The organism is uncultured Paenalcaligenes sp. (genome assembly GCF_947630565.1).
GTDB classification, from domain to species: Bacteria; Pseudomonadota; Gammaproteobacteria; order Burkholderiales; family Burkholderiaceae_B; genus Paenalcaligenes; species Paenalcaligenes faecalis.
The window spans coordinates 1-20,298 of record NZ_CANRIC010000025.1 but is presented as its reverse complement, the minus strand read 5'-3'; the positions used below and the strand labels follow the sequence as shown (position 1 = coordinate 20,298).

The 20,298-nt window shown below is 48.6% G+C and carries 19 protein-coding genes; 1 reads left to right on the top strand and 18 read right to left on the bottom strand.

What is annotated here, in order from left to right; translation table 11 throughout:
* Positions 1–17: 17 nt before the first annotated feature.
* The 17 genes from Q0Z62_RS06420 to Q0Z62_RS06340 form a co-directional block, all read right to left on the bottom strand.
* On the bottom strand, positions 18–530 hold the full coding sequence (locus tag Q0Z62_RS06420) for a TRAP transporter small permease (RefSeq protein ID WP_298052364.1): 513 nt from the start codon (positions 528–530) through the stop codon (positions 18–20).
* Between the two features lie 135 nt (positions 531–665).
* The gene (locus tag Q0Z62_RS06415; protein WP_298052360.1) at positions 666–1,394 is read right to left on the bottom strand and encodes an SDR family oxidoreductase; all 729 of its coding nucleotides are present in this window, start codon (positions 1,392–1,394) and stop codon (positions 666–668) included.
* Positions 1,395–1,420: 26 nt separating this feature from the next.
* Positions 1,421–1,822, bottom strand: a complete 402-nt coding sequence (locus Q0Z62_RS06410; protein WP_269900749.1) for a zinc ribbon domain-containing protein — start codon at positions 1,820–1,822, stop codon at positions 1,421–1,423.
* A complete protein-coding gene (locus tag Q0Z62_RS06405; protein WP_298052355.1) occupies positions 1,819–2,991 on the bottom strand; it encodes a thiolase family protein in 1,173 nt (390 codons plus the stop codon). Before Q0Z62_RS06405 ends, Q0Z62_RS06410 begins: the two co-directional genes overlap by 4 nt.
* A complete protein-coding gene (locus Q0Z62_RS06400; RefSeq protein WP_298052351.1) occupies positions 2,991–4,619 on the bottom strand; it encodes an AMP-binding protein in 1,629 nt (542 codons plus the stop codon). Before Q0Z62_RS06400 ends, Q0Z62_RS06405 begins: the two co-directional genes overlap by 1 nt.
* 9 nt (positions 4,620–4,628) lie before the next feature.
* Positions 4,629–5,111, bottom strand: a complete 483-nt coding sequence (locus tag Q0Z62_RS06395; protein ID WP_298052347.1) for an aromatic-ring-hydroxylating dioxygenase subunit beta — start codon at positions 5,109–5,111, stop codon at positions 4,629–4,631.
* A gap of 32 nt (positions 5,112–5,143) precedes the next feature.
* The gene (locus tag Q0Z62_RS06390; protein WP_298052342.1) at positions 5,144–6,457 is read right to left on the bottom strand and encodes an aromatic ring-hydroxylating dioxygenase subunit alpha; all 1,314 of its coding nucleotides are present in this window, start codon (positions 6,455–6,457) and stop codon (positions 5,144–5,146) included.
* 10 nt (positions 6,458–6,467) lie between these two features.
* The gene (locus Q0Z62_RS06385; RefSeq protein WP_269900744.1) at positions 6,468–7,439 is read right to left on the bottom strand and encodes a PDR/VanB family oxidoreductase; all 972 of its coding nucleotides are present in this window, start codon (positions 7,437–7,439) and stop codon (positions 6,468–6,470) included.
* 177 nt (positions 7,440–7,616) lie between these two features.
* Complete coding sequence (locus tag Q0Z62_RS06380) at positions 7,617–8,405, bottom strand: cyclase family protein (RefSeq protein WP_298052337.1); 789 nt, start codon at positions 8,403–8,405, stop codon at positions 7,617–7,619.
* Positions 8,406–8,473: 68 nt separating this feature from the next.
* The gene (locus tag Q0Z62_RS06375; protein WP_269900742.1) at positions 8,474–9,496 is read right to left on the bottom strand and encodes a carbon-nitrogen hydrolase family protein; all 1,023 of its coding nucleotides are present in this window, start codon (positions 9,494–9,496) and stop codon (positions 8,474–8,476) included.
* Positions 9,497–9,507: 11 nt separating this feature from the next.
* Positions 9,508–10,431, bottom strand: coding sequence for a fumarylacetoacetate hydrolase family protein (locus tag Q0Z62_RS06370; protein ID WP_269900741.1), 924 nt, complete (start codon positions 10,429–10,431; stop codon positions 9,508–9,510).
* Positions 10,432–10,485: 54 nt separating this feature from the next.
* Positions 10,486–11,613, bottom strand: a complete 1,128-nt coding sequence (locus Q0Z62_RS06365) for a cupin domain-containing protein (protein WP_298052325.1) — start codon at positions 11,611–11,613, stop codon at positions 10,486–10,488.
* Between the two features lie 11 nt (positions 11,614–11,624).
* Positions 11,625–13,940, bottom strand: a complete 2,316-nt coding sequence (locus tag Q0Z62_RS06360; protein WP_298052322.1) for a bifunctional salicylyl-CoA 5-hydroxylase/oxidoreductase — start codon at positions 13,938–13,940, stop codon at positions 11,625–11,627.
* A gap of 148 nt (positions 13,941–14,088) precedes the next feature.
* Positions 14,089–14,529, bottom strand: coding sequence for a thioesterase family protein (locus tag Q0Z62_RS06355; RefSeq protein ID WP_298052319.1), 441 nt, complete (start codon positions 14,527–14,529; stop codon positions 14,089–14,091).
* 115 nt (positions 14,530–14,644) lie between these two features.
* Entirely contained in the window at positions 14,645–15,163 is a 519-nt protein-coding gene (locus Q0Z62_RS06350) for a MarR family winged helix-turn-helix transcriptional regulator (protein WP_269900737.1), read from the bottom strand.
* Between the two features lie 158 nt (positions 15,164–15,321).
* Complete coding sequence (locus tag Q0Z62_RS06345) at positions 15,322–16,830, bottom strand: indolepyruvate oxidoreductase subunit beta family protein (protein ID WP_269900736.1); 1,509 nt, start codon at positions 16,828–16,830, stop codon at positions 15,322–15,324.
* A 21-nt stretch (positions 16,831–16,851) separates the two neighbouring features.
* Positions 16,852–19,080 (bottom strand): indolepyruvate ferredoxin oxidoreductase subunit alpha, encoded by a 2,229-nt coding sequence (locus Q0Z62_RS06340; protein ID WP_298052311.1) that lies wholly within the window; start codon positions 19,078–19,080, stop codon positions 16,852–16,854.
* A gap of 214 nt (positions 19,081–19,294) precedes the next feature.
* Between Q0Z62_RS06340 and Q0Z62_RS06335 the strand changes: the two genes are divergently transcribed.
* The gene (locus Q0Z62_RS06335; RefSeq protein WP_269900734.1) at positions 19,295–19,735 is read left to right on the top strand and encodes a MarR family winged helix-turn-helix transcriptional regulator; all 441 of its coding nucleotides are present in this window, start codon (positions 19,295–19,297) and stop codon (positions 19,733–19,735) included.
* A 14-nt stretch (positions 19,736–19,749) separates the two neighbouring features.
* Here Q0Z62_RS06335 and Q0Z62_RS06330 read toward each other — a convergent pair.
* The coding region (locus tag Q0Z62_RS06330; RefSeq protein WP_298052307.1) for a UTP--glucose-1-phosphate uridylyltransferase at positions 19,750–20,298 on the bottom strand (549 nt) is incomplete at its 5' end.

The following is a 20,298-nucleotide window of genomic DNA, read 5'->3' as shown; positions in this document are numbered from 1 at the left end:
ATCAAATTACCTCGGGCTTAGGACTGTGGGCGTGGTGATACAAATAGGTGCATAAATGCCGCTAAAGAGGAAATAGCGGTAAAAATGGCAATGGCAAAAGCAAAGGGAGCAATGGGAACCTGCAAGGCATTACTCATGTCGCCATAGTCAGCTAACTGCATGCCGTGTTGCCACAGAAAATAGCTCAAAATGGCCAGTCCTACCGCAGAGATCAAGGACAAGCATTTTTGTTGAATGCGACGGAAAGAAGCCCCAAGACAGGCGTCTAAAACGGTGACTGTCAGGTGTTGTTGATGCCAAGTCACCCGAGGTAGGGCTGCAAAGACTAATATGCCTAATAGCAGTTCATTGCTTTCGTAGGCCCCATGTAAGGGCGAATGAAATAAGTAGCGTCCGACCACATCAATGGTCGTGATGCCAGTCATCAAGACCAATAAGATGACGCATAGTGCATCAAGAATGATTTCTAGTATGCGTACCAGTCCGCCTTGGCTACGCACTAATTGCATGCCAGGTAAGTCATTGTCCATGTTGTCTCCATCGAGGACTGATGTTTTTTTGACATAAAGGGACGTCAATACGGCCCTTTATATTTATATGTTTTTGTTATAAATAGTTTACTTGTTAATAGATTCTCGTAAATAGAAAATAACCCTTATCACCTATTAAATGGTGAGTGTGCCTACGCTGGCGCCACCACAAACATACAACGTCTGGCCTGTTACAAAGCTATTATCCGGATCAGCAAAAAAGCTAACCGCACGGGTAATATCATCGGCTCGACCTAGGCGTTTAACAGGGATACTCGCTGCTAGTTTTTGCTCGCGTTCGCTACCCGCTTCCACTACGTCATAAAACATAGGGGTTTGAATTGGGCCAGGGGCAACTACGTTTACCGTGATGCCTTGGTCAGCGAGTTCTAAAGCCCATGTGCGTGCCATACCGATCATGCCTGCTTTGGTGGCCGAATACGCTGTGCGTGTTTGTAAGCCAAGAGCGCCTCTAGAGGACATTAAGACTACGCGACCAAATTGCTTTTGACGCATAGCGGGTAGGATGGCTTGCATGATTTGAATGGCCGCCCCTAGATGAATTTGGGTTAAGCCTTGTAGCTCACTGACTTTTACTTCATCAATTAAGTTAGGCCAAATAACACCAGCATTATGTACAAAGTGAGTCACATCATAGTGGGCAGCAATGTCTGCCGCGGCCTGCTCTGTAGCGGCCTCGTCAAGTAAATCGACCTGTATCTGTATTAAGCGCTCGTGTGTCCAGCTGAGCGTTTTTCTGGCTAGAGAGATGACGGTGTAGCCTTTTTCAATATAGTGCTGACAGAGATCAGCACCGATTCCGGCACTGCCACCAGTGATAACAACGGTATAAGGGGTAGTCATAGAAAGTCTCCTTGGTTTTTTATTTTTTAGGCTGAGGTCTTAGCGTGAGCGACTAATACGCCAACTCCAGAGGGGTCTAGCTCTAGAGCCAATGTTGTACGATCTCCCGTTTGCAGTTGGTCTTGTAAATGAGCAATAGCGATGGGGCCACAATCGAGTTTGACTGTACCAATTCGCCAGGGAAGTTGGTCTTGAAAATAAGGCTCATTACTGTGATGCAAAGTGCAAGAGGCGACTACTGTCGCCAGAGGGGATACAGGTTGCCAAGGTAACTGATCTCCTAGGCAATGAGAGCAGACATCTCGTGGTGGGTATTGCACAGTTTGGCAATCGGCACAGACTTGCAAGGCCATTTGATTCTGCTGAGCGGCAGTGGTTAAACCTGCTGCAGCGGTACTTCGGGCGCTAGGTGGTAAAGGGCGTGTCATGCGTGACCTCGTTTTAAAATCGCTGCAGCAGTACAAATACCGCGGTCATAGTTGATCATGCCAAAGCCAGACACCATTCCCACAGTGGCATTTTTGACTTGTGTCTCAGCTGCACAATGAGTGAGCTGACGTAAGGCCTGTACCAAACCTAAATAGCCTCCAGCTGCACCCGCTTGGCCGACGGACAGTTGCCCACCAGAAGTATTAAATGGAAAGCTGCCATCAATCGTGAACGTGTTATCACGAATGAATTGAGGGCCTGCACCCTTGGCACAAAAACCGAGATCCTCAAACTGCAATACATTGATGACGGGGTAGTCATCGTAGGTTTCTAAGAAATCAATATCAGAGGCAGTGACCTGAGCCATGTGGTAGAGATCATCGATGTCCATGGCCCAGCCGCCCCGATATTGAACAGGGTCTTCAGGAAAGGCGTTGTGGCGTTCAATGGTGCCTAGAATCTCTACATAAGGAAGATTCAGTTGTTCTGCTTGCTCACGGCGCATGACCAGATAGCCTTCTGCCCCTGCACATGGCATGACACAGTCAAATAAATGGATGGGGTCTGCAATGGGGCGAGCGGCCATGTACTGCTCAAGATCTAATGGTTTTTTCATTAGCGCATGAGGGTTACGTAAGGCATTGTCGCGTTGAGCTACACAGAGTTTGCCGAAGTCTTCGCGGGTGGCTCCGTAATGCTGCATGTAATAGTCGGTCAATAACGCAAAGCTGCCATTTGGGCCTGCAGCCCCATAGGGGTAGACGGCATCTTGAGAGAAGCGCGAAAAAGCACTGACTGTATTTTTAAAGGACTCACGTTGATTGGTGTCTCCCGCGATACAGGCGACTACTGTGGCATCTCCACATTGCACGGCGCGGGCAGCACGGCGCATAGCTACGACTCCGCTCGCGCCTCCCATGGGGATATGGTCTAACCAACGCGGGCTCATTTGAAAATGCTGCATTAACCCGACGGCAGTATCACTGCCTAAGGTAAAACTAGAAACACAAACACCATCTATCTCGTTTTTTTTGAGACCACTTTGAGCGATGAGTTCTTTGAGTGCCGTACCTAACCATCGATGCGCACTGTGTTCAGAAAAACGCTCATAGGGGACGGTGACAGGACACACGAGGACAACATCAGAATAGGGCGTGCGTTGAGTCATTAGATCTCCTGACGCTTTTTAAGGTGATTGGTATCCACGCAGTCGGGGTGATTCAGTAGCTCTAGGGCTAAGGTTTTGAGTTCGCCGCGTTGAATTTTATTCGTGGAGGTTAAGGGTAGCTGGTCCACAAAGGCAATGTAACCAGGCACTTTAAAGTAAGCCAATTGACTCAGACCCCATTGGACGATTTCAGTGGCTAGTTGCTGTTTGGCCTCAAGGTTAGAGAGGGGTTTATGCGGCACAATGAGGGCCATCACTTCATCACCACGAATGGCATCTGGTACAGCAGCGACGGCAATCGAGCGAACTGCTGGACATTGCTGCATTACGTTTTCTACTTCAACAGCGGCGATATTTTCACCACTACGACGAATGACATTTCGTTTGCGATCAATAAAGTGTAGATAGCCATGCTCATCACGTTTGACGATATCGCCGGTGTGGAACCAGCCATCAGCCCACGCTTCATCCGTGGCAGGTTGGTCTTTCCAGTAACCAGCAAAAAAACCACGACGGGGATTTGGGCCTGCGTGACGAACTAATAGTTCACCATTGGTGCCTGTTGCAGCGGGGTTACCCTCATCATCAATGAGTAGCACTTCCATGTCAGCGCTTTCTTTGCCAAAGCAGTTAGTACCAATGTAGCGGGGTTCTTCGTTGGCAATAATACATGCGCCTGAGCCCGTTTCTGTCATGGCCCATGCCTCTAATAGAGGAAAGCCAAAGCGCTGTTCAAAGGGCTGGTGCAAAGACCCATCTACCCCTGCACCAAAACCAAAGCGTACGTAATGATTTTTGTCGCTTTCGGTTAGCTCTAGCTTCATGAGAATGGCAGGCATGACGCCGAGGTAGTGAATCACCGTGGCTTCTGATTTGCGCACGGACTCCCACCAGGTTCTGGGGTGAAAGCGATCAAGTACGATTAAGCAGCCCCCTGTTTTGACCATAGCCATGGCAGAGAATGCCAAGGCATTCATGTGAAACAGGGGTAGAGGAGTCAACATGCGCTCCCGACCTTTATGTAGGGTGGCTAAGCCGCCTACCTGTGCATACCAGTCTCCTGCATCGTGAAAATACTGGTTGGGTAGCATGCAGCCTTTAGGGCGACCCGTTGTACCAGAGGTGTACATGAGGGCGCATTCACTTTCAATGGTGATGGCTTGATCTAGACGTGGGGCTTTTTGTGGCGCGGGAGGAGGGGTTTGATCTGGTGTGATTAAACCCATCGTTTGCCCTGCTTTTAATGCGGCTTCGCCCAAATCAGTATGGCGATTTGGGGTGGCTACAGCCAAAATCATTTCGGAGTGGCCGATTAAGTATTCGAGTTCTGCGGCGCGTAAGTCTGGGTTGATGGGAACAATAGAAGCACCGAGTTTGTTCAGAGCGACCCAATGCAAGAAAAAAGCCGGACGATTTTCTAATAACATCCCAACACGGTGTCCATGCCCATAGCCAGCCGCTGAATATAGGGCGGCGAGACGGTCTATTTCCTGTTGTGCCTGAGCATAGCTAATTGCGCCAGCAGGAATGTCATAGGCATCGGCGGTCTCTGGTAAGACCAGCATAAAATCGTGGTCAGGCCACTGCTGAGCGCTTTGCTGAAACGCGGTGTAAATGGTTTGTGCCATGGCGGTCTCCTACATAAACAACTGGATGTTGCCAAATGGCGCATCACAATTTAGCAAATCAACGCGTTTTAGACGCATACGTAATTGGTTATTCTCAACCACGATATGATGAGTGGCCCAACCTACATAAAGAGTTTGTGTCTCACCTCGGGTTTCTGTGTAGTGAAAAGAGGTACGGACTTTATGCTCGGTGGCGTTAGCATCAAAATCGATGACACGGGGCTGTTGTAATAAGTGGTGGCAGCGACTTTTTGGTTGCTGGGAAAAGGTACGTTGACCTACGAGGCGCTCTACCCGTACCTTTAATAACAGTTTGTCTTCGTACAGCAATGAGGCGTGCAAGATGGGGTCTGTCTGGCCATGAGCCAAGGGCATCCAGTAATAAGCGTCTTCGGTAAATAGCTCTAACCACTCGGTAAAACGCTGCTCATCGAGTAGGTCGGCTTCGTGGTAAACAAAATCAATTAGGGCTTGGGCAGTAATTTGTGTCATGGGGAATCCTTTATATCAATGGGGCAGAGGGGTTAGGCATCAACACCCATGTATTTCAACCACGCACGAAACTGCGCACGCATTTGCACTTCGCTTGTGCCGTTAACCACCACATTTTTTTGTTCTTTTTCCGCTGGATCATAGAGACGTCCTACGTTCATCCAATCACGTCCTCGGCTTTTTAGTGCCTCTTGAGCGCGCTCATACATTTCCAAATCATCATGGCCAACCACCGAAGTAGGGGCATTGATGAGGCGGTTGTACATCAGTGTGCGTTCAAGGAATTTATCCGGGGCGCCCACTAAGCGAAATGTCCATGACTCCACCAGTGTTTTATCCACGGCAATGGGTTTGAAAATACGAATGGTTTGAATAGGCCCTTTGATCATGATGTTGGGGAAATACACCGTGTTATGGCGTACATCCCCCAGAATTTCTTTGACTCGCTCCTCGCCATAGGCGCTCACCATTTGATCCCAGTACCCATCAATGTCAGAGTATTCTGCATGGATAGAGTCAGAAACGCCCGTATGACCATGACCGTTTTCCCAAACCCGAATGCCCATGTTTTCAAAAAACTCATAAGGGGACATAAAGGGGGCGAAAAGCTCTACCGCCATTGGTTTGGGCGTGCCTTCGGGGGCGTCTTCCCAGACTTTGATAGCTGTACCGGCTGAGGATTCGTGCGCCACCATAGGATGACAGGTATCCGTTTGGTTATCGACCAGCATCTTCCAGTTACAGTTATGCATGTAACGCATGACACCGCCTGCGATTTCTAGTTTTCCTTCGGGAGAGCGCTCTACCATATTGTCTATAGTTGTTAAGGACTCTCCAAAGAAATCCTCAAAACTTTGCCCTTCGGGACTGAGTCTACAGAAAACAAAGTCACGATAAACGGTTACGTTTTCGACGGGAGCCATGCCTTGGCTGGCTTCAGAGCACTCAAAACCGGTATCTTCGTAGCCTTTTTTGAGTGGAATGGCTAATAAGCGTCCATCGGTGCGGAAAGTCCATGCATGATAGGGGCAACGGAAAAACTTGCCCGTATTGCCACAGGTTTCTCCGGCGACCTTGACCCCTTTATGTGGGCAACGGTTGTATAGCACTTTGATGCTGTTGTCGCTATGGCGCACCATGATGACCTCTTCGGTACCAATGGTCGTGGTGTAGTAGTCGCCTTTATTGGGAGTCTGGCTGGCATGGCCCACATATACCCAGGTATTAGCAAAAAGCTGTTCCATTTCAAGCTGAAATAGCTCGTCATTGATGTAGAGGTCTTTATGAACTTCGGTATCGCGCACAAGTTGGCGAATAGCATCGGGATTATTACGATAGTGACTCATGGCAAGCACCTTATAGATCAAGAACGAGTTTTGGGGATTTAGCGCGTGAAATACAGATTTGGATGACTTTTCCGCTGTCTTTTTCTTTATCACTGAGAAAGTAATCCCGGTGGTCGGGAATGCCCTCTAGTACATCCACCGTACAGACACCGCACTCGCCGCGTTTGCAGTCATACATGGGGTCTTCACCAGCCTCTTCGAGCACATCAACAATGGTTTTGTCAGCAGGAATGGTAAAAGTCAGTCCTGATTGTCGAAGTTCTAGCTCAAAGGGTTGATCGCCTTCTAAGGGGGCGGCGGTAATGAATAGTTCAAAATGCACGTTACAGCGGGGCCAATTGCGTGTTTTAGCCAGCTCAATCACCGCGTCAATCATGCCTTGGGGGCCACACACATAGATGTGCTGATCCGGGCTGAGCGTGTCAAATAAGGCGGTTAGATCAAAAGGCGTGTCATCGTTGGTATAGCAAACTAATTGGTGAGCTAGATGTGTTTTTAACTCGTCTGCGAAAGCCAATTGATCGGCTGTTCTAGCGCTGTAATGCAAGGTGAACGGACGCTGTTGGTCTGCTAGGGCGTGGGCCATACTGGCAATAGGGGTGATACCAATCCCGCCAGCGATTAACACAATGTCTTTTTCGTCCGTTTGTGCAGCATCTAAAGGAAAATCATTGATGGGGGCAGTAGCTTGAATCACATCACCCATTTTCAGCTGATGCATAAATTTTGAGCCGCCATTGCCTTCGGCCTCTAGGCGAACGCCTAGACGATACTGTTGTGGGGCTGCACGCCAGTCATGCTCTGGGTCAGTGACTATGAGCGAGTAACAGCGATGGTCGTTGAGCTCGGGAATTTGGACTTGGATATGAGCGCCTGCTGAAAAAACAGGTAGTGCAGATCCGTTCGTGGATTCGAGAACGAACTCACGAATCAGAGGGGAGGCATCGCGAATATCGCGAATAACGAGTTCTAATAGTTGCATCGCTTGTCTCATCACAGAAATAGTTATTGATATGAAAGGTATTCTAGTAATAGATAGTTTAGTAATCAATATATTCTCGGGAATGTAATGGAAAACCACTAGGACTAGAAAGCGGTCTACAGACGCAAAAAAGCCCCTGATTTGAAGGGGCTTTTTGATGTGATATGCAGCAAGCAGTTAACGATTGACGACGGCAAGCACACGTAAGGGGCTACCAGAACCACTTTCAATTTTAAGTGGGGCAGAAAAGATCAAGGCGCCAGTGGCGGGTAGTTGATCTAGATTGCGTAGACACTGCAGACCGTAACGGTTAGCACCATGCATCAAAGTGTGGCAAGGGTAAGCGACGGGCCATGCGTAGGACTGGCCTGCATCGGTATTAATGGTTTCTACACCAAAGCCATGTACATCACGCTCGTTAATCATCCACTCTACGGCGGCCTGTGACGGGCCGGGGGTGTTCGGGCCATTTTCTTTCATATTAACGTAAGCCTCTGGCCCTTGCTCTTCGAGGCGTTTTGACCAGTCCGTACGTAAAAAGACCCAAGAACGGGCGGGGATACGACCATGTTTTTGTTCCCACGCTTCTAAAAACTCAGGCGTCAAAATCCAGTTATCGTCTTGGGCGACCTCGGCAGAGGCATCAATGACGACAGCAGGACGAATAAAGTTTTCGGCAGGAATAGTATCTACCGTGCCATTGGCATGTTCACTGCCAGAAATCCAGTGTGCAGGGGCATCAAAGTGAGTCCCTGTATGCTCACCACAGGTGAAGTTATTCCAGTACCAACCGGGGCCGGCTTCGTCGTATTTGCTGATACGTTGTTTAGAGAAACCAGCGGTTTGGCCGAACTGCTCAGGCAGTTGCAAAGAGGGAAAACTCTCGCTGAGGGTGTGGGTCAAGTCAATAACTTTTAAGCTGCTATTGTCTAGGGCTTGAATCATGAGGCTAAGGGCGTTGCTCATGGTAGTCTCCATTTTTTGTATTTTGTATGGTTTTGGTAGGGCATACAGCGTATGCCCTACAGGCGATATTAGTTATCGCGAGGCTCAAACTCTGTGGGCTCAGGATTGAGCTCATCGACATTGAAATTGTCGTTCACAAAGGTAGCTGCGCTTAGAGCACGACGGTTCACTTGCAGATTGAATACATCAAAACGGTTGTAGTGACCCGTAATGTCATGCATTTGGCGAGGCTGAATGCAGCGGGATAAGTCAATATCACCATAAGCAATGCCTTCGTCATCAATTAGTGGGTCGCCTACGGTGCGACCATCAGGGCCGATGATGCCAGAGAATGCACTGTTTTTACGGGCAAGTAATTCGCGGGCTTCGGGATGTGAAGCACTCATCAGGTCTACGATTTCTTCGGAAACGGTAGAGCAAGAGATGACAGTAAAGACCTTACCTTCAAAACAATGTGCGGCGGCGCGTAGACGAATGGCTTCTGCCATGTCGTAGTCTTTGGGTGCGACCGGTAGGGCAATGTAGTTAGCGGTATGGATCATCTCACCCTGAGCAAGCAAGCTGAAACGCGCTAAGGTGTTAGTGTTTTCACCACATGCCAAAGAACCCAACGGGCCAATGTTTGTTTTATGTACACGCATAGAAGAAGCATCACCAGGAGACCACGTCAGTTTCTCTGCCCAAGTAGGCACGAGCTTACGGTGACGGCCAATGATACGGCCTTCGTGGTTGATGGTAACGAGCGTGTTGTAGATCGTAGCGAAGCTATTGGGGTTACGTTCGTTAACACCAATCACTACGTTAACTTCGCGTTGACGAGCCACCTGAGCGATCTTCTGAATTTCTGGGCCGGGGACTTCGATAGCTGACATGACGAGCTTCTCGAACCAAGGGCTGGCCTCTACGGGGTTCATGACCCAGCTCCAGTACGGATAGGCTGAGATGAATACCTCGGGGAAAGCCACAAGTTGGGCACCATTATCGGCGGCTTCGTGAATCAGGCGGCAAGCTTTATCAACGGTCGCGTCGGTGTTTAAAAACACCGGCGCGGTCTGAACAGCTGCAGCCTTGAATTTTGGCAATTCAAGCATGCATGTTCTCCTTAGTTTTTAGGTGTTACGTCCACGATGGAGTGGCGTAGCGAACCAATACCTTCAACAACAGCTTCAACAACATCACCTGGCCACATCCATTCTTGTGGATCACGGCCCGCACCTACACCCTCAGGTGTACCGGAGGCAATGATGTCACCGGGTTCTAGTGTAATACCAGCACTGATGTCAGCAATTAGATCGTTGACATTAAAGAGCATGTGTTTGGTGTTGGAGCTTTGTTTGGTCACGCCGTTTAGCGTTAGGCTTAGATCCAAGTTATGTGGATCTGGTAGCTCGTCTGCAGTCACAATAACTGGACCGAAAGGCGCGTAAGTGTCTTGACCTTTGGAGTAAATCCACTGGCCAGCACGACGACAATCACGTGCGCTAACGTCGATCATAACGCTGTAGCCGAATACGTATTTTAAGGCGTCTTCTTTGCTAACGCGTTTAGCGCGAGTACCCATGATGACAGCAAGCTCAACTTCCCAGTCCATTTGCTGAGTAATGTTTTTGTTGTGCTCAATGGCATCATCAGGACCAATCACAGTGGTAGGCGGCTTGGAGAAAATCACAGGCTCTTTAGGTAGGTCTGCGGAAGTATCCAAGGTACGGCTGGATTCAGCTACGTGCTCTACGTAGTTCAAACCAATACCGAAAATATTTTTGCGTGGGCGTGGGATAGGAGCCAATAGTTTGACGTTAGCCAAAGGAACGGCAACACCTAAAGGTAGGTCGTCGGCACACTCCTCAAGTAGACGGGTTGTAGCAGCTACAGCGGAAGGACCCATGTCGATAAAATCGAGCATGTTGTCAGGTAGCGGCTGACCAGTGGCTAGGCCTAGCTCAAATAAATCAACAACTAGATCGCCAACAATAGCACCTAGGCGGGCAGCGGCAGCAACTTCGCTGCGGTAAGTAACAAGACGCATTTTTTATCTCCGAAAGAAGCGGGGTACGTTGATAGGGCAACGTACCGGATTCAATTATTCAGTAACTATTTGGTGACCACCGTTTTCTGCAAGCGCTTCCTCGTAGTAGAGGTTTAGTGCACGCATAACGGGTAAGTCGTGGAAAGAGAACAAGCACGCATCATCGCTGCTGGACCCATTGACGTGTTCGTGGAACATCCAAGAGGGTACGCAGAAGATATCGCGCTCGCGCCAATCAAAACGTTTGCCATTGATGATGGAGTAACCATGACCTTTTGCCACTTGGTACATAATGCTACCGGTGTGACGATGCGCTTTGGTGTGTTCACCGGGGCGCAGCATTTGCATGCTAGCACCCATGGTTGCCATCACGGGGCCGCCAGTGAGCGGATTGGTGTAATCCATGATGATGCCATCAAAAGGGCTGCCATCAGTGACTTTGGCATAGCGAGACAAGGCTTCGTAGGTCGGTTCCCACTCGTATTTCAGCAAGGGGGAGTACGGTTTTTGCCAGTCATGTAGTACCGGTTTTAATCCAGGGTTACCCCAGATATGTGTGGCGTCATTCACGGGGAATGTCACTGCCTGAGATAAGTCAGGGTGAACCGCGTAAAAACCGGCTTCCATGGCATTAACAAAAGGAATGTCTAAGCCATCTTGCCAGATACATGTGGAGCCTTCGGCGCTGACGCCGTGCTCGTGCCACGCACCATTTGGTGTTAACACAAAATCATTAGCACCCAAGGTCATTTTATGGCCATCAACGACGGTATAAGCGCCAGAGCCTTCCATGATGAAACGTAAGGCTGAGGACGAGTGTGAGTGGGCAGAGGCCGCTTCGCCTGGGTGCATCACCTGTAAACCAGAATACAGCCAACCCACTGAAGCCGACACATCTTGTCGACCTGGGTTATTTAAATAAATAACCCGGCGACCTGCTTGCTCTGGTGTGACCAAGTCTACGGAGCGTAGTACGTATTCGCGCAGGTCTTGGTAACGCCACAGTACTGGCACTGACTGGGACTTAGGCTCCCAAGGTTCAATTTTGTTTGCCACGTTCCATAAGGCACCGGCCTCGAACTGCTCTAGATCTTTATAGTATTTGATCAGTTCGGGGGTGTCAGTCACGTTAGCACGGCCTGCTACGTCTTCTTTGTAGATGTCGTAACGTTCGTCTGTCATGATGTGTCTCCTTAGCCTTTTAATACAGGGCGGTTTTCGTTGCGTTCTAGCCAGTCTTGACCCCAACGATACTGTTTAGGCCAAGTGATGTCGTGATAACCCAGTTTTGCCGCTTCGTGTAGTGGCCAGTTTGGATTGGCTAAAAAGCCTCTAGATAAACCACAAAGATCAGCGCGACCTGCCGCAATAATGCTATTGGCATGGTCGGCTTCCATGATGGAGCCGATGGCCATTGTGGCAATACCTGCCTCGTTGCGAATACGATCAGCAAAGGGGGTTTGATACATACGACCATAAATAGGTTGTTGATCGGCCACAACCTCGCCACTGGACACATCCACTAAATCAGCGCCTGCTGCTTTAAATAGACGTGAGATCTCGACGGCTTCGTCTACGGTTGTACCACCGTCTGCCCAATCTGTTGCAGAGATACGAACCATCATTGGTTTGTTTTCTGGCCAAACAGCGCGCATCGCGTTAAAGACCTCTAAGGGGTATTTCATGCGATTGCTTAGGCTGCCACCAAACTCGTCGTTACGCTGATTCGTTAGAGGTGAAATGAAGCTAGATAGTAGGTAGCCTTGGGCTGCTTGTAGTTCGATACAGTCAAAACCAGCAGCATCAGCACGTTGAGTGGCAGCAACAAATGCGTCACGGATTTGATCCATTTGGGCTCGGCTCATTTCGGCAGGTGTTGCGCTGTCAGCATCATAAGCAAGAGCAGAAGCAGAAATCAGATCCCAGTTGCCCGAGGCAAGTGGTTTGTTGGCTTTTTCCCAGCCGACCTGTTTAGAGCCACGACGACCAGCATGACCTAGCTGTATGCCCATCTGTGCGCCGCTGTCTTGTACTGTTTTTACAACTTGAGCCCAGGCCGCGGTTTGATCGTCATTCCAGAGACCGGTACAACCAGGGGTCACACGACCATCAGCAGTAACGGCTGTCATTTCGGCCATAACCAAGGCAGCACCACCTAAAGCGCGAGCGCCATAGTGTGTTTGATGGAAGGAGTTGGTCATTCCATCGGTGGCGGAGTAGGTAAGGGTCGGCGCAAAAACGATACGGTTTTTAAGCGTCATGTCACGCAAGGTGTACGGTGTGAACATGGGTGGAGGAGGTGTTTGATTTGCCGCCAAGTTCATCCCAGCATCATTGGCAAACCAACGTTCAAATTGCTCGATGCCCTCTGCGTCACGTAAGCGTAGGTTCTCGTGGGAGATACGCTGCGAGCGAGTCAACATAGAGTAAGTGAATTGCTCTGGGGCCATATTGGCATAACGTGCGACGTTCTCAAACCATTCGGTTGAGTTACGTGCTGCATTTTGGATGCGTAGTACGCCTACACCGCGAACTTTACCGTATTGCTCTAGGGCTTCTTCTAGGGAGGCATCGTTTTGTAGATGCTCAGCCAAAGAGATGGCGTCTTCTAGAGCCAGTTTAGTACCAGATCCAATGGAGAAGTGTGCGGTATGAGCCGCATCACCCATCAATACAAATGGCGTTTTTTTGCCGTCTACATTTTCCCAATGTACCCATTCGTTACAGATAACGCGCGGGAAACGAATCCAGATGGCAGAGCCGCGTAGGTGTGATGCATTGCTGATGAGCTCATTGCCATCTAAGTACGGAGCGAAAAGTTCTTCGCAGTACTTAATGCCTTCTTCTTGGCTCATGTTTTCAATGCCAGCTTTTTCCCATGTTTCGTTCGGGGTTTCTACAATGAACGTAGATAGGCCATCTTCGAAGCGGTAGGCATGAGCCTGGAACCAGCCGTGCTCATTTTCTACAAAAATAAAGTTAAAGGCATCAAAGACTTTTTTCGTGCCTAACCACACAAAGCGACAATTGCGTTCATCGATATCGGGCTTGAAGCTTTCTGGGTATTTGTTGCGGATGCGGCTATTGATCCCGTCGGAGGCGATGACTAAATCTGCATTGTATTTACGTGCGATTTCGACTTCGTCTTCTACGATGGTTTCAAATACGAGTTCTACGCCGACTTCTTCACAGCGAGCTTGTAGAATATTTAATAGTTTTTTACGACCTATACCGATAAACCCATGACCTTTGCTACGGATAGCACGGCCTTTGTAGTGTGTCTCGATATCATCCCAGTGGTTAAATGCATCACCAATGGTTTGTGCTGATACAGGATCAGCGGCACGCAAGTTCTCCATTGTGGCGTCAGAGAACACCACGCCCCAGCCAAAGGTATCGTATGGGCGATTACGCTCTACGATCACAATGTCGTTTTCGGGGTTTTGCAATTTCATCAGCAGGCCAAAATATAGGCCAGCTGGGCCTCCACCAATACATACGATTTTCATAGCTTTGTCCCGTATGGTTAATTACTGTTGTTGATATATTCAAGTCAGTATATTTATTAATAAATAGTATACAAGTAAAGTATATAGGTAAAGGTAAACCGTACTTTTTTACTTAGTATGCTGTCTTGTTATCCAAGTCATGGCCGAATTATGCTGTGATTTCTTCGTCGGCCAGCAAGTAATCTTGCATGGGAGTACGAAGGTATTCAGGAATTTCGATGGCTTGGTGGGTTACAAGCGAGGTTGTGACAATCACTTGTTGCACTTCCATACGTAAAACATCATCTTTGCCCACACATTGCAAACGTAATTGCAAGGAGCGGCTGCCGATTTTCTTAACACCAAGGCTGAGCACAACATCATCACCCATTTTGCTGATAGAGCGGAAATCGGCTTGCAGATTAACGGTAGGCATGCCCACTTTATTGTGTGCAATTAAACCGCTAAAACCTTCAGGAAGCATGGAGTCAATCCATTGCTCTAGGAGGTCATTAAACAATACAAAGTATTGTGGGTAGAAAACGATGCCAGCGGGGTCGCATTCGGAAAAACGGATACGGTGTTCATTTGTGTACAGCTTTGATCCCATGTTTTTACCTTTACTACGTTAAGCGCTGTTTGCACTTTGGGTTAATCAAGATTTGGGTAAAACTGACAGGAAGCGCTAACCCAAACCATAGCTTTATCATGTTTTGTGGTGTGCCTTATTTGATTAAGGTTAATAAGTGCACACGTAGTTGTCCTAAATGCTGATGCACGAGCTCTATGGTGTCGTGATCTAGGCCTTCGAATAGCTCGGCAACCCACTGGTTGTGTTGTTTAGCCATTAACTCAAAAGTACTTTTGCCTTTAGGGGTCAAGCGTAGAAGCCAAGCACGGCGGTCGGTGGGACTGCTTTCACGAGACACAAGGCCTTCGCGAGATAGCTCGTCGGTTAGACCGGTTACGTTGCCACCCGTCACCATTAAATAGCGGGATAGTTCCCCCATTTTTAGGCCTGTTGGGTAGCGATACAGTTGCGCCATATAGTCAAATCGAGCCAACGAAATATCAAAATTAGCCCGTAGGCGACGACGGATTTCGTCCTCGATTTGTTTGGTACAAGTCATTAAACGTAGCCACAAGCGTAGGCTAGCTGGGTCTTTAGGGCTTAAACGGCCCTCGTAACCACTGTCTTGATTTTGCTCTAGTACCTCGTCAAGCGTTGCTGCGTCTTGCTTCATGTTCTTTTCCTGTACATCACAATGTACAGGCTGTACTTGTGATGGTTAACGATAATTTTTGTCGATTAGTTAAATGCATTCTACTATAAATAGTTTAGTAGTGAAGCATTTAAGCCCTATCGTTAACCATAATAAATCATCAAAAATAAGCGGCTTTTTTAAGCTAAAGCGTGCTGTTTAAGCACTTTTTCTAGCTCTTTGCCATGCTCGTCAGCTAAGGCGGCATCACGCATGGTCTGTAGAATATGGGGAGACACGCGATTTGCGTTACGGTCTAAGGCATCCATTACGGTATGGAAATTCTTTAGACCACGTAAATGGGTATCACCATAGCCTTTAACCAAACGCTGCGCACGCGCAATTTCAAGCGCTAAGGCAGGGTGAGCAGAGGCATTGGCAGCAATGCGATCTAACCATTTTTCAATACGCTCTTGCTCGACTTCGTAGCGTAGTGTTTTACGACGCCAGCGCTTTAAGCCACCTAGTGTATTGAGCAACATAAAGCCACGTAGTGAGCTGGTGCGTATGACGCGGCCTTCGGTGGTGAACTTGCTGAGCGTTTTGTGTCCTAAAGAGCTAGGTTTAAGTAACCAGCGTCCTAGTTTTTTACACGGTAAGATTTCACTGATCTCTTCAACCCGAGGGTGCATGTACTCGTTAATAGTCAAAATTTGACCTTCATCGAGGCGTACTTCGTTTTGTACACGCTCAAAACGGCTACTACGTGTTTTGAGTTCAGCGACACGGATGGCGTCCTCAAAAGACATCCATAACGCTAAAAAACGTCCCGTTTCACGGATGAGAGCCGTATCGTCAGCGTGTGCTTGGCGCTGTACTTTGGCTAAACGATCTATATAGAGTTGGGCGTAGTCTAGGTCTTGGAAATCAATGAGGCGACGTACACCCTCAAGAATAATAGACTGCGCATCGGCAGCGAATTCGTTGCGTACCCGATCCACTAAGGCTGCGACTTTAGGATTTTTGGGCTGAACGGATGCAACATCAATGGTTTTGGCATCGGTTTGCTCGTCCGCTGCGCCATCATTGCCCACACGAGCATAGGCATTAGAGAATGCACGTAGGCTAGGTTTAACGCCAACTCCACCTCGCTCAATCGTTTGTTCGAATTGCTCACGACTAAAGGGCAGGACGCCAGAGGCGGATAAGGCACCAAATAGGACAGCACTAATTACACTGCCAGAGTCCTCAGCGGCTTGTGCCATATCAAAATGAATGTATTGTTTGGCTGCAGCGCGGGTATGTTCGATTAGGGCTTCGCTATCTACACGACCGTCACCCATTGCGGTTTTTTCGGCAATGGAATAGACACGGTGCGTGGAGGTAATAAGGGTAGTGCGCTCAGGCGTTACAAAGCCACGTTGTACCGCGCGTCCGGCTTCCATTAGCTCGGAAGCCATCACCACATCCACATCACCTGGGGTAGGCATCAAGGCTAAAACGGGGACTTTGCCATCTTTCATTTGGCTTTTTGGAAAAAGCTCAACGTAATAAATGGTGGCACCAGTACGTTGGGCCACCCCAGCGATAGAGGTGGTTTGGGCAACGTAATCATTATTTTCACCCAAGGCGACGATCCAGTTAGCTAATACGCCACCGCCTTCACCACCCATTGCTAAAATTGCGATTTTAATTGGTTTTACTTGCATTGGTTTAGACCTCTAGCGTATTTAGAATGCGTACTGTTCGCGTTTAGCGGCATTGCGGCGTTGGAACCAACCGATGACACCACGGCGTAGTTTTTCTCGGAATTTATCCATGCCGGTCGGATTGCTGATGATTTGTGCACGGTAAAAGGAGGGGCATAAAATCGCGGCGTGAGAGACTTCGCCACACAAACCACAACCTACACAGCTGTTCATCACGGTCGCAACGGGGTCAGTGCGCAGTGCATCTGGATTAGGACGAATAGAGAGAGAAGGACAGCCCGACAAGCGAATACATGAGTGATCGCCCGTACAGGTATCAGGGTCTACGCCAAAACGTTCGCGAACCACACGCTCGCCTGCTGCTACGGCTTTGCGGACTTGGCCGCGCTCACGACGTTGACGATTCAGCATACATTCGCTTTGGGCGATGATGACTTTAGGGCCTTTAACCTTTGTGGTTAGGGCTTCGCGTAAGTCTGCCGTCATGGTTTTTAGGTCGTAGGTTCGTTTTACTGTCCGTAACCAGTTAACGCCTACACCACGTGCTGCTTTTTCAATTAAGTGACCCGTACTACGTGTTTCATTTTTGGCCTTGGAAGACAAAATGTCTTGCCCACCCGTAGCGGCGGTGTAGCTGTTGTCCACAACAATGGTCAGGTTGTCGCTTTGGTTAAAGACGGCATTGGCGATCCCACTGGTTAACCCGTTATGCCAAAAACCCCCATCGCCCATGATGGAAATAGCACGTTTGTCTGAGGTGCTGGTGTTCAAGGCAGAGGCTGCTGCACCACCTAAGCCATAACCCATCGTGGTGTTACCGAGGTTGAAAGGCGGCAAAATAGAGAACAGGTGACAACCAATATCGGCACTGACGTGATGTTCGCCTAGTTCGCGCTCTACAAGCTTCATGGCTGTAAAAATAGGGCGCTCTGGGCAACCAGTACAGAACCCAGGGGGACGGGAATGGACGTTTTCATCCAGTGTACCCATTGGTATGACGTCAGCGGCTTCGACTACAGCAGGGGCAGCGTTATTTAATTGGCTAATTTCTACAGAGCGTGTTTTGCCTGTGTCTTCGGTTCGTGCTATTACTCGTGGTTTAGGGGCTGGAATAGGCTCAATGCGACCATAGTGCTCTAAGAAAGCACGGATTCCTTTTTGCATGGTTTGGGTGTTGTACTCACCCGCCATAGGTAAAAAGTCTTTGCCGTGTAGTTCCGTATCGGATTTGGCGCGACCTAAAATAGAGGCAATGTTTTGCTCTACAAAGTTAGGTTGACCTTCTTCTAGAACCAATACAGCACGTTTGCCTTCGCAGAAACGATGTAATTCTGAATCAATCAATGGGTAGGCCACGTTCATGACATACAGGGGTATTTTTGACTCGCCAAATACGTCAGCAAGCCCCAAATGTTCTAGGGCTCGAATGGCGCTGTTGTAGCCACCCCCTTGGACGATCAGACCAACATCATCCGTATCATCACCAAAGAATTCGTTCAGTTGACGCTCTTCGATGAATTTAATCGCGGCAGGCCAGCGATGTTCGATTTTTTCTTTTTCGTGTAAGAAGCTCGCAGGAGGCAGCACAATCCGATCTAGATCGCGAGTGGGTTGCTCCATGGCATCTTTTAACGAGAAGGTTGCTCGTTTGTTATCCGAAGCCACGAACTGACCATGTACGTGACAGGCACGTATACGTAGTTGCAGCATAACGGGCGTGTTACTGGCTTCGGATAAATCAAAACCGTCTTTGACAGCTTGCACAATGCAAGGCAGGTTTGGGCGAGGGTCTAGCATCCACATTTGAGATTTCATGGCAAAGGCGTGGCTACGCTCTTGCATGATGGAGGAGCCTTCGCCGTAGTCTTCACCCACGATAATGAGTGCGCCACCCTTGACCCCACCAGAGGCTAAGTTAGCCAATGCGTCAGAAGCTACGTTTGTACCTACTGTCGCTTTAAAGGTAACTGCGCCACGTAGTGGGTAGTTCACCGACGCAGCTAAGGAGGCAGCAGCCGTGGCTTCAGAGGCACTGTTCTCGAAACGAATATTATGTTCAGTCAGAATATCTTGGGCATCTGCCAACACATCCATCAAGTGCGAAATAGGCGCACCTTGATAACCAGCAACATAAGAGACACCCGATTCCAATAGCGCTTTGGTGACAGCAAGAATACCTTCACCGCTAAAGACCTCTCCGTCTCCTAGACGTAGTTTTTTGACTTCCTCGACAAATGAACGTTCTGCCATGTTGTCCTCCTTGTGGTACTGCGAATTATTGTGATCAATGAATACCTATTATTTTCATATGAATATATTTAGAACTCAACATATCAATCCTAATGGTTTTCCCTATAATGCTTATTTTTTCATCGGATCAAAGACTTGGCAGCAAGGCTTAGGTATAGTTAAGCCGATTTATAATTATTTATTGCTTAATTTTTCTATGAGTAGGGTGTGAGTAGTGACAGAATCCGTGTTTGTGGACAATTATTTACCTGCTCTTCTGGCGCAGGCCAGCCAAATTATTTCGACGGAGTTCCATCAGGTAGTACAGAAAAATGGCCTTTCGATTACCGAGTGGCGCGTGCTTTCTACACTTTCAGGTGCTGGAGTAGTGAGTGTGGGACATTTGGCGCGTATAGCAACCAGCAAGCAGCCCACGGTGACACGTGTGGTGGATAAGATGGTTCAAGCCGGTTATGTGCACCGAGTGGCTCATAACGGTGATAGACGGGTGACTTTGGTCGAAATTACGGAGACCGGAAAGTATTTGATTTCCGGTCTAATTGAAGAAGCTAAAAAACATGAGGATGAGGTGGTGCGCCGTCTACAGCCTTTAGATGTGACGGCACTTAAAGCCACCTTGCGTCGATTGATCGCAGAGAATCGCGTCGAGGAATAGCACGTAGTTAAGCCTTAATCGGTACTTAAACCGTGGTATTTACGACCAAATTCGACGGTGGCTTTAAAAAAGCCATCTTTGCTGCCGCAATCATAACGCGTGCCTTGGTACTCAAAGCCATATACGGCCTTTTTTTGTAATAGGCTGGCAATACCATCCGTGAGTTGAAGCTCTCCGCCTACGCCGGGTTTAATGCGACGTAAATGGTCAAAGATCTCTGGTTCTAATACATAGCGGCCCACGACCGCACATTGACTTGGGGCGTCGACCGGAGCGGGTTTTTCGATGATGCCGTCTAATCGCATGGTTTGTGTGGCTACCATTTCCCCAGATACGATGCCGTATTTATCTGTTTCACTGGGGTCTATATGTTGAACTGCGATAATACTGCCATTGTGCTGATGGGCGGCTTCGACCATTTGTAAGGCGACAGCAGGCGAGGCGTCAATGAGATCATCAGCCAATAAGACTAAAAAGGGCTCGTTCCCTACGATGGGAGCAGCACATAACACCGCATGACCTAAGCCTAAGGGGTTAGCTTGCCGTGTATAAATACAGTTTAC